This is a genomic window from Tenacibaculum sp. MAR_2009_124 (genome assembly GCF_900105455.1).
Lineage (GTDB): Bacteria > Bacteroidota > Bacteroidia > Flavobacteriales > Flavobacteriaceae > Polaribacter.
The window spans coordinates 701,547-720,819 of the sequence record NZ_FNSF01000007.1 but is presented as its reverse complement, the minus strand read 5'-3'; the positions used below and the strand labels follow the sequence as shown (position 1 = coordinate 720,819).

The 19,273-nt window shown below is 40.9% G+C and carries 3 protein-coding genes; all 3 read right to left on the bottom strand.

Annotated features, from left to right (window positions below; translation table 11 throughout):
* Positions 1 to 426 precede the first annotated feature (426 nt).
* From BLW23_RS23790 to BLW23_RS19880, 3 genes are read right to left on the bottom strand one after another with little or no spacing between them, the layout of a single operon-like run.
* Positions 427 to 492, bottom strand: coding sequence for a hypothetical protein (locus BLW23_RS23790; protein WP_255362849.1), 66 nt, complete (start codon positions 490 to 492; stop codon positions 427 to 429).
* On the bottom strand, positions 476 to 604 hold the full coding sequence (locus tag BLW23_RS23785) for a hypothetical protein (protein WP_255362843.1): 129 nt from the start codon (positions 602 to 604) through the stop codon (positions 476 to 478). Before BLW23_RS23785 ends, BLW23_RS23790 begins: the two co-directional genes overlap by 17 nt.
* A gap of 57 nt (positions 605 to 661) precedes the next feature.
* Positions 662 to 18,769 (bottom strand): Calx-beta domain-containing protein, encoded by an 18,108-nt coding sequence (locus tag BLW23_RS19880; protein ID WP_093673163.1) that lies wholly within the window; start codon positions 18,767 to 18,769, stop codon positions 662 to 664.
* Positions 18,770 to 19,273: the final 504 nt, after the last annotated feature.

Below are 19,273 nucleotides of genomic sequence, written 5' to 3'. Positions count from 1 at the left end.
ATCAGTATCAGTGACATCAGGAGAACTTCCTCCATCATCTGGATCCACTGAATCTACCATACCGTCACCGTCACTATCCGTGGTACTATCTATTTTACCATCATTATCAATATCTAAATTAGGATCTGAACCGCTTTCTACTAAATCCGAAATACCATCATTATCACTATCTAATCTTGGAAATCTGGATTACCATCGCCATCGTATCCTACTGGATCAGTGCTTCCGCCTGCAGCTACATCATTATCACATTATCAGCTGTATCTACAATACCCCATCGTTATCGGCATCTACTGTGCTATCAAGTACTCCATCGCCGTCGCATCAAGTGTCGCTGCATCTTGGCCACTCTCTATTAGATCCGAAATACCATCGCCATCACTATCTAAATCTAAATGATCTGGAATACCATCGCCATCGGTATCTCTATTTGGATCGCACCGCTTGTTCTACACTATCTAAGATTCCATCATTATCAGAATCTAAGATCATATAATCTTCGATACCATCTCCATCGGTATCGGTTAGTCAAGGCATCTCCGAAACCATCTAAACCATCTACAGAATCTGCAATACCATCACCGTCACTATCTAGTTTGATCATCAATTACGCCATCGCCATCGCATCTAAACTTACCTGGCAAAGCATCGATTGTTTGGCTCATTCAACATCTGGGGTTCCATCGCCATCAGTGTCTGGTAGATTGTTTCCATCTACCAAGTCTCCTGTGTCTATTTGACCATCTCCGTCGGTATCTGTTCCTCCTGCTTCATCTACATCATTGATACCATCGCCATCACTATCTAAGTCTTGGTAATCTGGAAGTCCATCGCCGTCACTATCTGGTCCTGTTGATGAAGTTCCTCCATTATCTGGATCTACTGAATCTGCCAGTCCATCACCATCGGTATCAGTTTGATCATCAATCACACCGTCATTATCAGCATCTAGACTAGGATCGCCTCCGCCTTCTATAAGGTCGGATACTCCGTCATTATCACTATCGGTATCTAAATAATCTGGTGTTCCATCACCATCGGTATCGGTTGGACTCGTTGGATCAGTACCAACCTCTTCGCTGGTTGGAATTCCATCGCCATCATCATCAGTATCTAAGACATCTGGAATACCATCTCCATCTGAGTCGTCTGGTCCGTTTCCATCTCCGTCTGCATCGTATTCTGAACCATTGCTTATTCCATCACCATCACAATCCCCTGTGGCTATTGCAAATGGATTTGGGATACATGGATCTGCTGGATTTGGATCAATCACATCACATACGCCATCACCATCACTATCCGTTACATTTGGATTACATGGGTCGGTTGGATCGGGATCTATTGTATCACAAACGCCATCATTATCTATATCTGTTGCATTAGGTATACATGGATCCGTTGGATCGGGATCTACCGTATCACATACACCATCGCCATCTGCATCCGTGTTATCCGGTATACATGGATCACTTGGTGCTGGGTCTATGGTATCACAAACGCCATCACCGTCTTCATCATTACTATTTGGATTACATGGGTCTGCTGGATCGGGGTCTATCGTATCACAGATTCCATCACCATCTGCATCAGCGCTATCTGGGCTACATGGATCTGTTACATCTGGATCGACTGTATCACATACACCATCACCATCCTCATCATTACTATTTGGATTACATGGATCTGCTGGATCGGGGTCTACTGTATCACAAACGCCATCGCCATCTGCATCTGTGTTATTTGGTATACATGGATCTGTTGGATCGGGATCTACGGTATCACATACACCATCGTTATCCTCATCATTACTATTTGGATTACATGGGTCTGCTGGATCAGGGTCTACCGTATCACAGATTCCATCGCCATCTGCATCTGTATTGTTTGGTACACATGGATCCGTTGGATCTGGATCAACAGTATCACAAACGCCATCATTATCCTCATCATTACTATTTGGATTACATGGATCCGCTGGATCGGGATCTACTGTATCACAAATACCATCGCCATCTGCATCTGCACTATCTGGATTACATGGGTCTGTTGGATCTGGATCTACACTATCACAAACGCCATCATTATCTTCATCACTACTATTTGGGTTACATGGATCCGCTGGATCGGGATCTATTGTATCACATACGCCATCGCCATCTGCATCTGTATTATCCGGGCTACATGGATCATTTGGATCAGGATCAACACTATCACAAACACCATCGCCATCACTATCCGTTCCATTTGGAACACATGGATCTGCTGGATCGGGATCTACTGCATCGCAAATACCATCGCCATCCGCATCTGGTGCTCCTATTGGACATGGATCTGTTATATCTGGATCTACCGTATCACAAATACCATCGCCATCTACATCTGTTCCATTTGGTATACATGGATCCGTTGGATTTGGATCTATCGCATCACATACGCCATCGCCATCGGTATCTGCTCCATTTGGACTACATGGATCTGTTGGATCAGGATCTACTGTATCGCATACGCCATCGCCATCGGTATCTAATGCATTTGGATCACATGGACTATTTGGATCAGGATCTATCGTATCACAAATACCATCGCCATCGGCATCTGTTGCATCTGGAATACATGGATCGGTTGGATTTGGATCTATTGCATCACAATAACCATCGCCATCTTCATCTGCACTATCTGGGTTACATGGATTATTTGGATCGGGATCTATCGTATCACAAATACCATCGCCATCCGCATCTGTTGCATCTGGAATACATGGATCTGTTGGATTCGGATCTATTGCATCACAATAACCATCACCATCTTCATCTGCACTATCTGGATTACATGGATTATTTGGGTCGGGATCTATCGTGTCACAAATACCATCGCCATCGGCATCGCTTGCATCTGGAATACATGGATCTGTTGGATTTGGATCTACTCCATCACAATAACCATCGCCATCTTCGTCATTACTATTTGGATTACATGGATCTGCTGGATCTGGGTCTATACTATCACATACGCCATCATTATCCGCATCTATTCCATTTGGAATACATGGATCCGTTGGGTTTGGATCTACGGCATCACAAACACCATCACCATCTTCATCATGTCCGTTTGGAATACATGGATCGGTCGGGTTTGGATCTACACTATCACAGATACCATCGCCATCACTATCTGTTGCATCGGGTACACATGGATCCGTTGGATTTGGATCTACTGCATCACATACGCCATCGCCATCCTCATCGTGTCCATTTGGATTACATGGATCCGCTGGATCGGGATCTACACTATCACATACGCCATCATTATCTGCATCCGTTGCATCTGGTACACATGGATCACTTGGATCAGGATCTACACTATCACAAACACCATCGCCATCACTATCCAAATCTTCTGGACCACATGGATCTGTTACATCTGGATCTATTGCGTCACAAATACCATCGCCATCAACATCTGTTGCATCTGGACTACATGGATCACTTGGATCAGGATCTACTGCATCACAAATGCCATCGCCATCAGTATCGGTACTGGTTGGATTACATGGGTCGGTTGGATCGGGATCTATTGTATCACAAACGCCATCGCCATCTGCATCCGTAGCATCTGGGCTACATGGATCGCTTGGATCGGGATCGATAGCATCACATACACCATCGCCATCAGTATCTGCACTTGTTGGATTACATGGATCTGTTGGGTCTGGATCTATTGTATCACATACACCATCGCCATCTGCATCGGTATTATCTGGAATACATGGGTCACTTGGATCGGGATCTACGGTGTCACATATACCATCACCATCTACATCGGTATTGTCTGGACTACATGGATCCGTTGGATCTGGATCTATTGTATCACAAACCCCATCGCCGTCTGCATCGGTATTATCTGGTATACATGGATCCGTTGGGTTTGGATCTACGGTATCACATACGCCATCACCATCTGCATCTGTATTATCTGGTACACATGGATCCGTTGGATCGGGATCTACCGTATCACAAACACCATCATTATCTGAATCTACACTATTTGGATTACATGGATCCGCTGGATCAGGATCTACTGTATCACATACACCATCGCCATCTGCATCGGTATTGTCTGGACTACATGGATCCGTTGGATCAGGATCTACCGTATCACATACCCCATCATTATCTGAATCTACATTGTTTGGATTACATGGATCTGCTGGGTCTGGATCAATCGTATCACATACGCCATCACCATCCGCATCTGTATTATCTGGATTACATGGATCACTTGGATCGGGATCTATCGCATCACATACGCCATCACCATCACTATCTGTTGCATCTGGTAAACATGGATCATTCACATCATTATCTGTAATCGTTCCCTCTCCTTGTAAATCAGTAGTGGTTATGGTTTCAGGTGTTGGTGAGCCAATACTGACATTGCTCATCAACACATTATAAGTCTCACTAATTTCATAGACATTGTTGTCTATCGTTGTTATCGGAATCGTTATTGTTGTACTTCCAATAGGAATTGTATAACCCACACTAGTCTGAGCCAAATAATCTGCTCCTACTTGCGCAGTATTATCAGATGTGGTCACATCTAAAGTAACATCATATTGTGAGGGATTGCTTAAGGTAGCGGTAAAGTTTGCGGTGCTTCCTTCCACAACCGTAATATCATCTATGCTAATGGTTGGAGCACTATCACCTAAATCAGTAATTGTTCCTGCTCCTACTAAATCAGTCGTTGTAATTGCCTCTGCTGGAGTTGATCCAATACTTACGTTACTCATTGTAACGGTATAGGTCTCATCTGTTGGTTCGTACGTAGTATCATTGATCGTTACCACTGGAATCGTTACGGTAGTACTTCCTGCGGTAATCGTATAACTTGCACTACTTTGAGCAGTATAATCGCCTGGGGCTACTGCACTACCATCACTCGTTGTTACATCAAAAGTAACATCATATTGTGAGGGATTGCTTAAGGTAGCGGTAAAGTTTGCGGTGCTTCCTTCCACAACCGTAATATCATCTATGCTGATCGTTGGTGCACTATCACCTAAATCAGTGATTGTTCCTGCTCCTACTAAATCTGTGGTATTAATTGTCTCTGGAGTTGGTGAACCAATACTTACACTACTCATCGTAACTGTATACGTCTCATCTGTTGGTTCATAAACAGTATCATCAATCGTAACTACTGGAATCGTTACCGTAGTACTTCCTGCGGTAATCGTATAACTCTGACTGCTCTGTGCTGTATAATCACCTGGGGCTACTGCACTACCATCACTCGTACTTACATTAAAGGTAACATCGTATTGTGAGGCACTACTTAAGGTAGCGGTAAAGTTCGCTGTAGCTCCCTCAACTACCGTAATATCATCAATGCTAATGGTTGGTGCACTATCACCTGTATCAGTGATTGTTCCTGCTCCTACTAAATCTGTCGTATTAATTGTCTCTGGAGTTGGTGAACCAATACTTACACTACTCATCGTAACTGTATACGTCTCATTAGTTGGTTCATAAACAGTATCATCAATCGTAACTACTGGAATCGTTACCGTAGTACTTCCTGCGGTAATCGTATAACTCTGACTGCTCTGTGCTGTATAATCACCTGGGGCTACTGCACTACCATCACTCGTACTTACATTAAAGGTAACATCGTATTGTGAGGCACTACTTAAGGTAGCGGTAAAGTTCGCTGTAGCTCCCTCAACTACTGTAATATCATCAATGCTAATGGTTGGTGCACTATCACCTGTATCAGTAATTGTTCCTGCTCCTACTAAATCTGTCGTATTAATTGTCTCTGGAGTTGGTGAACCAATACTTACACTACTCATCGTAACGGTATAGGTCTCATTAGTTGGTTCATAAACAGTATCATCAATCGTAACTACTGGAATCGTTACCGTAGTACTTCCTGCGGTAATCGTATAACTCTGACTGCTCTGTGCTGTATAATCACCTGGGGCTACTGCACTACCATCACTCGTACTTACATTAAAGGTAACATCGTATTGTGAGGCACTACTTAAGGTAGCGGTAAAGTTCGCTGTAGCTCCCTCAACTACTGTAATATCATCAATGCTAATGGTTGGTGCACTATCACCTGTATCAGTGATTGTTCCTGCTCCTACTAAATCTGTGGTATTAATTGTCTCTGGAGTTGGTGAACCAATACTTACACTACTCATCGTGACTGTATAGGTCTCATTAGTTGGTTCATAAACAGTATCATCAATCGTAACTACTGGAATCTTTACCGTAGTACTTCCTGCAGTAATCGTATAACTCTGACTGCTCTGTGCTGTATAATCACCTGGGGCTACTGCACTACCATCACTCGTACTTACATTAAAGGTAACATCGTATTGTGAGGCACTACTTAAGGTAGCGGTAAAGTTCGCTGTAGCTCCCTCAACTACTGTAATATCATCAATGCTAATGGTTGGTGCACTATCATCTGTATCAGTGATTGTTCCTGCTCCTACTAAATCTGTCGTATTAATTGTCTCTGGAGTTGGTGAACCAATACTTACACTACTCATTGTAACGGTATAGGTCTCATTGGTTGGTTCATAAACAGTATCATCAATCGTAACTACTGGAATCGTTACCGTAGTACTTCCTGCGGTAATCGTATAACTCTGACTACTCTGTGCTGTATAATCACCTGGGGCTACTGCACTACCATCACTCGTACTCACATTAAAAGTAACATCGTATTGTGAGGCACTACTTAAGGTAGCAGTAAAGTTCGCTGTAGCTCCCTCAACTACTGTAATATCATCAATGCTAATGGTTGGTGCACTATCACCTGTATCAGTGATTGTTCCTGCTCCTACTAAATCTGTCGTATTAATTGTCTCTGGAGTTGGTGAACCAATACTTACACTACTCATCGTAACGGTATAGGTCTCATTAGTTGGTTCATAAACAGTATCATCAATCGTAACTACTGGAATCGTTACCGTAGTACTTCCCGCGGTAATCGTATAACTCTGACTGCTTTGTGCTGTATAATCACCTGGGGCTACTGCACTACCATCACTCGTACTTACATTAAAGGTAACATCGTATTGTGAGGCACTACTTAAGGTAGCGGTAAAGTTCGCTGTAGCTCCCTCAACTACCGTAATATCATCAATGCTAATGGTTGGTGCACTATCACCTGTATCAGTGATTGTTCCTGCTCCTACTAAATCTGTCGTATTAATTGTCTCTGGAGTGGGTGAACCAATACTTACACTACTCATCGTGACTGTATAGGTCTCATTGGTTGGTTCATAAACAGTATCATCAATCGTAACTACTGGAATCGTTACCGTAGTACTTCCTGCGGTAATCGTATAACTCTGACTGCTCTGTGCTGTATAATCACCTGGGGCTACTGCACTACCATCACTCGTACTTACATTAAAAGTAACATCGTATTGTGAGGCACTACTTAAGGTAGCGGTAAAGTTCGCTGTAGCTCCCTCAACTACTGTAATATCATCAATGCTGATGGTTGGTGCACTATCACCTGTATCAGTGATTGTTCCTGCTCCTACTAAATCTGTTGTCGTGATTGCCTCTGGAGTGGGTGAACCAATACTTACACTACTCATCGTAACTGTATACGTCTCATTGGTTGGTTCATAAACAGTATCATCAATCGTAACTACTGGAATCGTTACCGTAGTACTTCCTGCGGTAATCGTATAACTCTGACTGCTTTGTGCTGTATAATCACCTGGGGCTACTGCACTACCATCACTCGTACTTACATTAAAAGTAACATCGTATTGTGAGGCACTACTTAAGGTAGCGGTAAAGTTCGCTGTAGCTCCCTCAACTACTGTAATATCATCAATGCTAATGGTTGGTGCACTATCACCTGTATCAGTGATTGTTCCTGCTCCTACTAAATCTGTCGTATTAATTGTCTCTGGAGTTGGTGAACCAATACTTACACTACTCATCGTAACTGTATACGTCTCATCTGTTGGCTCGTAAGTGGTATCATCAATCGTAACTACTGGAATCGTTACCGTAGTACTTCCTGCGGTAATCGTATAACTCTGACTGCTCTGTGCTGTATAATCACCTGGGGCTACTGCACTACCATCACTCGTACTTACATTAAAGGTAACATCGTATTGTGAGGCACTACTTAAGGTAGCGGTAAAGTTCGCTGTAGCTCCCTCAACTACTGTAATATCATCAATGCTGATTGTTGGTGCACTATCACCTGTATCAGTAATTGTTCCGGCTCCTACTAAATCTGTGGTATTAATTGTCTCTGGAGTTGGTGAACCAATACTTACACTACTCATTGTAACGGTATACGTCTCATTAGTTGGTTCATAAACAGTATCATCAATCGTAACTACTGGAATCGTTACCGTAGTACTTCCTGCAGTAATCGTATAACTCTGACTGCTCTGTGCTGTATAATCACCTGAGGCTACTGCACTACCATCACTCGTACTTACATTAAAGGTAACATCGTATTGTGAGGCACTACTTAAGGTAGCGGTAAAGTTCGCTGTAGCTCCCTCAACTACTGTAATATCATCAATGCTAATGGTTGGTGCACTATCGCCTGTATCAGTGATTGTTCCTGCTCCTACTAAATCTGTGGTATTAATTGTCTCTGGAGTTGGTGAACCAATACTTACACTACTCATCGTAACGGTATACGTCTCATTGGTTGGTTCATAAACAGTATCATCAATCGTAACTACTGGAATCGTTACCGTAGTACTTCCTGCGGTAATCGTATAACTCTGACTACTCTGTGCTGTATAATCACCTGGGGCTACTGCACTACCATCACTCGTACTTACATTAAAGGTAACATCGTATTGTGAGGCACTACTTAAGGTAGCAGTAAAGTTCGCTGTAGCTCCCTCAACTACTGTAATATCATCAATGCTAATGGTTGGTGCACTATCACCTGTATCAGTGATTGTTCCTGCTCCTACTAAATCTGTCGTATTAATTGTCTCTGGAGTTGGTGAACCAATACTTACACTACTCATCGTGACTGTATAGGTCTCATTAGTTGGTTCATAAACAGTATCATCAATCGTAACTACTGGAATCGTTACCGTAGTACTTCCTGCGGTAATCGTATAACTCTGACTACTCTGTGCTGTATAATCACCTGGGGCTACTGCACTACCATCACTCGTACTCACATTAAAGGTAACATCGTATTGTGAGGCACTACTTAAGGTAGCAGTAAAGTTCGCTGTAGCTCCCTCAACTACTGTAATATCATCAATGCTAATGGTTGGTGCACTATCACCTGTATCAGTGATTGTTCCTGCTCCTACTAAATCTGTCGTATTAATTGTCTCTGGAGTGGGTGAACCAATACTTACACTACTCATCGTAACTGTATACGTCTCATTAGTTGGTTCATAAACAGTATCATCAATCGTAACTACTGGAATCGTTACCGTAGTACTTCCTGCGGTAATCGTATAACTCTGACTGCTCTGTCCTGTATAATCACCTGGGGCTACTGCACTACCATCACTCGTACTTACATTAAAGGTAACATCGTATTGTGAGGCACTACTTAAGGTAGCGGTAAAGTTCGCTGTAGCTCCCTCAACTACTGTAATATCATCTATGCTAATGGTTGGAGCACTATCACCTGTATCAGTGATTGTTCCTGCTCCTACTAAATCTGTGGTCGTGATTGCCTCTGGAGTTGGTGAACCAATACTTACACTACTCATCGTAACTGTATAGGTCTCATTGGTTGGTTCATAAACAGTATCATCAATCGTAACTACTGGAATCGTTACCGTAGTACTTCCTGCGGTAATCGTATAACTCTGACTACTCTGTGCTGTATAATCGCCTGGGGCTACTGCACTACCATCACTCGTACTTACATTAAAGGTAATATCGTATTGTGAGGCACTACTTAAGGTAGCGGTAAAGTTCGCTGTAGCTCCCTCAACTACTGTAATATCATCAATGCTAATGGTTGGTGCACTATCACCTGTATCAGTGATTGTTCCTGCTCCTACTAAATCTGTCGTATTAATTGTCTCTGGAGTTGGTGAACCAATACTTACACTACTCATCGTAACTGTATAGGTCTCATTAGTTGGTTCATAAACAGTATCATCAATCGTAACTACTGGAATCGTTACCGTAGTACTTCCTGCAGTAATCGTATAACTCTGACTGCTCTGTGCTGTATAATCACCTGGGGCTACTGCACTACCATCACTCGTACTTACATTAAAGGTAACATCGTATTGTGAGGCACTACTTAAGGTAGCAGTAAAGTTCGCTGTAGCTCCCTCAACTACTGTAATATCATCAATGCTAATGGTTGGAGCACTATCACCTGTATCAGTGATTGTTCCTGCTCCTACTAAATCTGTGGTCGTGATTGCCTCTGGAGTTGGTGAACCAATACTTACACTACTCATCGTAACTGTATAGGTCTCATTGGTTGGTTCATAAACAGTATCATCAATCGTAACTACTGGAATCGTTACCGTAGTACTTCCTGCGGTAATCGTATAACTCTGACTACTCTGTGCTGTATAATCGCCTGGGGCTACTGCACTACCATCACTCGTACTTACATTAAAGGTAATATCGTATTGTGAGGCACTACTTAAGGTAGCGGTAAAGTTCGCTGTAGCTCCCTCAACTACTGTAATATCATCAATGCTAATGGTTGGTGCACTATCACCTGTATCAGTGATTGTTCCTGCTCCTACTAAATCTGTCGTATTAATTGTCTCTGGAGTTGGTGAACCAATACTTACACTACTCATCGTAACTGTATAGGTCTCATTAGTTGGTTCATAAACAGTATCATCAATCGTAACTACTGGAATCGTTACCGTAGTACTTCCTGCAGTAATCGTATAACTCTGACTGCTCTGTGCTGTATAATCACCTGGGGCTACTGCACTACCATCACTCGTACTTACATTAAAGGTAACATCGTATTGTGAGGCACTACTTAAGGTAGCAGTAAAGTTCGCTGTAGCTCCCTCAACTACTGTAATATCATCAATGCTAATGGTTGGTGCACTATCACCTGTATCAGTGATTGTTCCTGCTCCTACTAAATCTGTCGTATTAATTGTCTCTGGAGTTGGTGAACCAATACTTACACTACTCATCGTAACTGTATACGTCTCATTGGTTGGTTCATAAACAGTATCATCAATCGTAACTACTGGAATCGTTACCATAGTACTTCCTGCGGTAATCGTATAACTTTGACTGCTCTGTGCTGTATAATCACCTGGGGCTACTGCACTACCATCACTCGTACTTACATTAAAGGTAACATCGTATTGTGAGGCACTACTTAAGGTAGCGGTAAAGTTCGCTGTAGCTCCCTCAACTACTGTAATATCATCAATACTAATAGTTGGTGCACTATCACCTGTATCAGTGATTGTTCCTGCTCCTACTAAATCTGTGGTATTAATTGTCTCTGGAGTTGGTGAACCAATACTTACACTACTCATCGTGACTGTATACGTCTCATTGGTTGGTTCATAAACAGTATCATCAATCGTAACTACTGGAATCGTTACCGTAGTACTTCCTGCGGTAATCGTATAACTCTGACTACTCTGTGCTGTATAATCACCTGGGGCTAATGCACTACCATCACTCGTACTTACATTAAAGGTAACATCGTATTGTGAGGCACTACTTAAGGTAGCGGTAAAGTTCGCTGTAGCTCCCTCAACTACTGTAATATCATCAATGCTAATGGTTGGTGCACTATCACCTGTATCAGTAATCGTTCCTGCTCCTACTAAATCTGTCGTATTAATTGTCTCTGGAGTTGGTGAACCAATACTTACACTACTCATCGTAACTGTATACGTCTCATTAGTTGGTTCATAAACAGTATCATCAATCGTAACTACTGGAATCGTTACCGTAGTACTTCCTGCAGTAATCGTATAACTCTGACTGCTCTGTGCTGTATAGTCACCTGGGGCTACTGCACTACCATCACTCGTACTTACATTAAAGGTAACATCGTATTGTGAGGCACTACTTAAGGTAGCAGTAAAGTTCGCTGTAGCTCCCTCAACTACTGTAATATCATCAATGCTAATGGTTGGTGCACTATCGCCTGTATCAGTGATTGTTCCTGCTCCTACTAAATCTGTGGTATTAATTGTCTCTGGAGTTGGTGAACCAATACTTACACTACTCATCGTAACTGTATACGTCTCATTAGTTGGTTCATAAACAGTATCATCAATCGTAACTACTGGAATCGTTACCATAGTACTTCCTGCGGTAATCGTATAACTTTGACTGCTCTGTGCTGTATAATCACCTGGGGCTACTGCACTACCATCACTCGTACTTACATTAAAGGTAACATCGTATTGTGAGGCACTACTTAAGGTAGCGGTAAAGTTCGCTGTAGCTCCCTCAACTACTGTAATATCATCAATACTAATAGTTGGTGCACTATCACCTGTATCAGTGATTGTTCCTGCTCCTACTAAATCTGTCGTATTAATTGTCTCTGGAGTTGGTGAACCAATACTTACACTACTCATCGTAACTGTATACGTCTCATCTGTTGGCTCGTAAGTGGTATCATCAATCGTAACTACTGGAATCGTTACCGTAGTACTTCCTGCGGTAATCGTATAACTCTGACTGCTCTGTGCTGTATAATCACCTGGGGCTACTGCACTACCATCACTCGTACTTACATTAAAGGTAACATCGTATTGTGAGGCACTACTTAAGGTAGCGGTAAAGTTCGCTGTAGCTCCCTCAACTACTGTAATATCATCAATGCTGATTGTTGGTGCACTATCACCTGTATCAGTAATTGTTCCGGCTCCTACTAAATCTGTCGTATTAATTGTCTCTGGAGTTGGTGAACCAATACTTACACTACTCATTGTAACGGTATACGTCTCATTGGTTGGTTCATAAACAGTATCATCAATCGTAACTACTGGAATCGTTACCGTAGTACTTCCTGCGGTAATCGTATAACTCTGACTGCTCTGTGCTGTATAATCACCTGGGGCTACTGCACTACCATCACTCGTACTTACATTAAAGGTAACATCGTATTGTGAGGCACTACTTAAGGTAGCAGTAAAGTTCGCTGTAGCTCCCTCAACTACTGTAATATCATCAATGCTAATGGTTGGTGCACTATCACCTGTATCAGTGATTGTTCCTGCTCCTACTAAATCTGTGGTATTAATTGTCTCTGGAGTTGGTGAACCAATACTTACACTACTCATCGTGACTGTATACGTCTCATTGGTTGGTTCATAAACAGTATCATCAATCGTAACTACTGGAATCGTTACCGTAGTACTTCCTGCGGTAATCGTATAACTCTGACTACTCTGTGCTGTATAATCACCTGGGGCTACTGCACTACCATCACTCGTACTTACATTAAAGGTAACATCGTATTGTGAGGCACTACTTAAGGTAGCGGTAAAGTTCGCTGTAGCTCCCTCAACTACTGTAATATCATCAATGCTAATGGTTGGTGCACTATCGCCTGTATCAGTAATCGTTCCTGCTCCTACTAAATCCGTGGTGGTTATCGAACTTCCGGTTCCTGTTTGGACATTACTTAAAGTTACTGTATACGTCTCATTGGTTGGTTCATAAGCAGTATCATCAATTGTAACTACTGGAATCGTTACTGTAGTACTTCCCGCGGTAATCGTATAACTCTGACTGCTTTGTGCTGTATAATCGCCTGGGGCTACTGCACTGCCATCACTCGTACTTACATTAAAAGTAACATCGTATTGAGATGGATTACTCAACGTAGCGGTAAAGTTCGCCGTGGCTCCCTCAACTACTGTAATATCATCAATGCTGATTGTTGGTGCACTATCGCCTGTATCGGTGATTGTTCCTGCTCCTTCTAAATCTGTTGTCGTTATCGAACTTCCTGTTCCTGTTTGGACATTACTTAAAGTTACTGTATAAGTCTCATTGGTTGGTTCATAAACAGTATCATCAATTGTAACTACTGGAATCGTTACCGTAGTACTTCCTGCAGTAATCGTATAACTCTGACTGCTTTGCGCTGTATAATCGCCTGGGGCTACTGCACTACCATCACTTGTAGTTACATCAAAAGTAACATCACAAGCAATTGCTTGACTTAACGTTGCCGTAAAATTGGCTGTAGTTCCTTCCGCTACCGTAATATCATCAATACTAATGGTTGGCACTGGATCAATTGTAATCTGAACAACATTACTCAATGCTGTACAAGTAACGCTATTCAATAAAGATGAAGCTTCCCTTCTATACCACATATTTTGTGTAAGAACTCCCACATCATATGTAGTTCCTGTAGCCCCTCCTATTGGAGTAAAACTTGATCCATCAGTACTACTTTCCCATTGATAGCTCAAGGTTCCGCTTCCTGCAGAAGCTACTGTTTCAGTAAATGCTACTGGATCTTCTCCTGAACAAATCGTTTGATTTGCTGCTATGGTTCCTCCTGTTACATTATTAATTGTTAAGGTAGCTTCTGAACTTGATACACTAGCACATACATTTTTCGTACTTGTAACTACCAATCTATATTTATTAGTTGAAGCTCCTATTAATGGGTTTGTTAATGTTAAGCTTGTCGTGGTTGCATTGCTATAAATACCTCCATTGGTAATATTATTCCATGCTCCTGCTCCTCCTACTTGTTCTTGCCATTGATATACTAAATCTACCGTAGCTGCCGTGCTATCACTATAATCTGGAGTGGTTGTAGGTGCTGTTCCTGTATAGGTTGTTGTACTCAATGAAGAAGCTGCTCCAGTAAAAGTTGTATTACTTCCTAAACAAATAGTTGCATCACTTGGTTGCGTACCTACCTGTAATGTAGTTGCCTCTGTTTCATTTCCAGTTGCTCCATCATAACCTCCTGTCCCCCCTGTTACCTGCCCATTGGCATCAAAACCTGAACCGTCTAAAATCCCATCGTCATCTGCATCTATTCCCCCAGATTCTACAACATCATTACAACCATCGTTATCACTATCTAAATCGAAACTATCTTCGATTCCATCATTATCAAAATCGCTAAAACAGCGCCAGAGTACGTTCGAAAAAACAGTTTCGGTCCCAACAGTTCCAAGACCTGCAAATGTTATTGATATTTCCTTTACAGTCGCTTGAGTATTCCCTACAATAATACCTGAGTACCTATTGGAATCATTAGGCACTATACTTTGTCCAGTACTCTGATCATATGGAAATGTTGCGTCTGGTTTAATACCTGATTCTGAAACAACAAAATCTGAAATTGTTGCGGTTCCAGTATTCGATGACAAATCTAAAGACAAAATACCTCCATTATTAATATCAGATACCACAAACGCAAACTCAGTAGCTGGAATTTCGGAACTAAAAGCATAGTTTAATGTAAAAGAACCTCCATCCAAACGAGATTTTATCACCGCATTGGTTTCAATTACATGATTTCCAAAAATAACATAGGATTGCGGGGTATTTTCCGTTTCGAATACTGAGGTATCACCCGATTGACTCGACGTAATTGTTACTCCTCCCCCACTAGGTCCGTTCCATGTTTGGAAACCTGAAAGCGCTGCTATTCCTTCACCAACACATTTATTTTCATTGACATCTAAAATACCATCATTATCGTCATCCAAATCACAAATATTGTTCACTCCATCTCCATCAGGGTCATTGGCTGTTGGTGTTCCTAAAATAGCACCTTCATTACAGAGATTTATTACTGTAAGCACTGCACTGTTTTGGATACTTATACAGACATTATCGGGATGAGTTACCAACAAATTATACACCTTCCCATTTAATCCAGTGACATCACTTATTGATAAGATAGCGGTATTACTCCCTGAATACACCCCTCCATCGGATAAATTAACACCGTCTTCTTGCCATTGGTATACAATACTACCTGTAACGTCTGTTGCCGAACCATCCGTATAATCAGGTAAGGTAGATGGTGGGGTACCTGTATAAGTTGATGTCGTTGTTCCCGAAGCGGAAGCAATACTAAACGTGGTTGGGTTGCCTTCATTAACAGCTTGATCTATTAGTGTGGAAGCATCTACAACCACCTGAGTAGCCGCTGATTCATTTCCAGTTGCTCCATCATAACCTCCAGCTCCTCCTGTTACTTGCCCATTAGTATCGAAACCTGTTCCATCTAAAATGCCATTATTATCTCCGTCAGTTCCCCCAGATTCTACAACATCATAACAGCCATCATTATCACTATCTAAATCTAAATGATCAGGAATAGTATCACCATCTGTATCGCAAAAATAACCATCAGGTATTACGCTCAACGTATAACCACTTCCATTACCACTCGCAGTTATTATCACTCCTGTTACATTAGTTTCGGACTCCCATACATATGATTCGGAATTGACAGTAGTTGAAGTGGAACCATCATGTAAAACTTGATATGAATTTCCCGTTATTGTATGCGAGAACTGAGGGTCTAAATTAGACACTAAAGTATAAGCAGTTCCATCTATGGCATCAATACCGTCAAACCCACCAAGTCCCATAGCTGCACCATGGCTTACTCTGACTAAAACAGGAACCGTTCCTGAAAAATAAAATTCTGTAAGTGATGACGTATTCACATATGTTCCATTCGTATTTGTGTTCAAATTAATTACATTAACTATCACACTACCAGATGGAAGCTCCCACAAACCACTTATATCGTTAGAAAAACTTATTCCTGTAACATTTGATGGAGCCTGTAATTCCTGAACTCGCATGGCCGAATAAGTATGATTACATTCTTCTGAATCCAAAATACCATCATTATCATCATCTAAATCACAAACATCATTGATGCCATCTCCGTCTGTATCATTGGCGGTTGGTGTTCCTACAATAGCTCCATCGGTACAAGGATCAATTACCGTAAGCACTGCATTATTTTGAATGTTTATACAAGAATTATCTGGATGTGTTACTATCAAATTGTATACTTTGCCATCTAATCCAGTGACATCACTTATCGATAAATTAGCAGTATTCGTTCCTGAATACACCCCTCCATCGGCTAAATTAACACCGTCTTCCTGCCACTGGTATACTATTGTACCTGAAATATCTGTTGCAGAACCATCTGTATAATCAGGTAAGGTGGAAGGAGGTGAACCGCTATAAACCGATGTTGCTGTAGCTGTGGCAGTACTAATAGTAAAGGTTGTTGGTTCTCCTATTTGAATGGTTTGATTTACCAATGCACTTGCATCTACAACTACTTGAGTAGCCAAAAATTCATTTCCAGTTGCTCCATCATAACCTCCAGTTCCTCCTGTTACTTGTCCGTTACCATCAAAACCTGTGCCGTCTAAAATACCATCATTATCTCCATCAGTTCCTCCCGACTCTAAAACATCATTACAACCATCATTATCACTGTCTGTATCTAACCTATTTTCAATACCATCGCCATCGGTATCACATATTCTGTACCTTATCGTTAATAGTACTCCATTACCAGAATTATTTGAACCACCAGCTAAAACCCCAGCCTCAAGCTCTATATTTGAACTATTCACCACTTCATATTGTGGAAAACTTGTACCAACAAGCGTTGGACCACCAATAGGATTGGTTATTCCTTGAGAAGTTATATTCAGCCCCGCTACAGGCGCAACAGGTTGAAGTAAATTACCTCCTGAAGGCGCAAAATTCACATACTCTCCTTCCGTAAATTGCCCATCATATATCAAGGATATCTTTTCAAAAGATCTCGTAAATGAAATTTCTAGCTTCCTGCTGGAATTAATAGCATGAGCTAATAGAAACCAAGGACTACCTGAAGCACCAACTAAACCTCCTGTAGGAGTTGGAGTTCCTGTAGTACTAAACTTCACCGTAATTCCAATACCATTTAATGCGGGTATTCCTAAAGCAGCTCCCATATCAGATATGGTTTGACCTGACGCTTGGCTTACTCCTGCATCAGTTAATCCTAAATCAGCCCAATTAAGATTAAAAGAGATTAAATTACATTCATTAGTATCCAAAACACCATCATTATCATCATCTAAATCGTCAAGATCATTAACAGAATCTCCATCACTATCTTGAAGTGCATAAGAATAGCCTTTAAAATAGTCTCCCATATCAAGTTCACCTTGTTCTAAAAACCAATCTCCGTTTACTCCAGTTTTATTTTCTGAAGCAAATACTTTCGCTTTAAGTTTTCTTTGCAAATATTCTACTGCTTCTTTTCCTTCTTCTCCCTTAGCAAAGTCACAACCGTAGATATAGATATTGGAAACACTGGTTATTTTTAGGTTCGTTCTTAAAATCCATTTCAGGATTTCCTTTTTATTTAACCATTTATTTTCTAGGTACAATGCCCCCGATTTACCGTGAGAAAATATATGTAAATCATTACTTTTTGTTGATAACGTAGCGTTATAGCTACGAAATTTTGATTTTAGAAAAAAACCATCTTTTACATTGACATCTATATAAGCGCAACTATTAACATTACGAATTAAAACCGTACTTTTTTCTGGGTTAGTCTCAACTGCCTCGAGAGCATTTTGAAACATTTCAACTTTTGAATCCGAAGACAGATTACCTTTACTGCCTTCTTTAAAAACATAGCTAAAACCAAAAATATCACTATTTAAGACTATTAAAAAAACAGCATAGAAAACACCAATGGTTAAAGCGTTTTGAGTAAACTTGATTCTATTTTTTGCACTCATACTAAGATTTTACTTACATCTATTAATACGCTACCTATAGTTTACAACCTCATTTATAATACTATAAGAGCATTTATCATTTACAACATGAAGCAAACTGCTTCATGCTTGTTTTAATATTATTTTCATGGATTCTCTGAAACTCGCCAAATGAGTGGGGGGGAGGGAATTATTGCATAGGCTTGAGTAAAAAAATCGTTGTTAAACTCCAGAAAGAGTTTTATCATGAACTAATCAAATTGTTAGAGGCTTATATTTATAAATCTCTATATATTGTCATTCTTAGATTGGTTAGGTAAGGTAGTAGTAATAGCAGTATAATAGCAATAACAAGTTAGTATTTTTGTTAAGAAGTATTTGTTTTCATCATTTAAGGGGTGTTTATATTTAATTTACATACTCAAAAATAGCTAAAATAAACCATAATTCAAACAAAATTAAAGACTATCAACCCAATTAAATCGATGAACAACCAAAAACATATGATTAAAGATTAAAAAAGCG

Excerpts from the sequence above, each read along its gene's own strand:
- BLW23_RS23785 (WP_255362843.1), bottom strand. The coding sequence starts at position 604 with ATGATCAAACTAGATAGTGACGGTGATGGTATTGCAGATTCTGTAGAT.
- BLW23_RS19880 (WP_093673163.1), bottom strand. The coding sequence starts at position 18,769 with ATGAGTGCAAAAAATAGAATCAAGTTTACTCAAAACGCTTTAACCATT.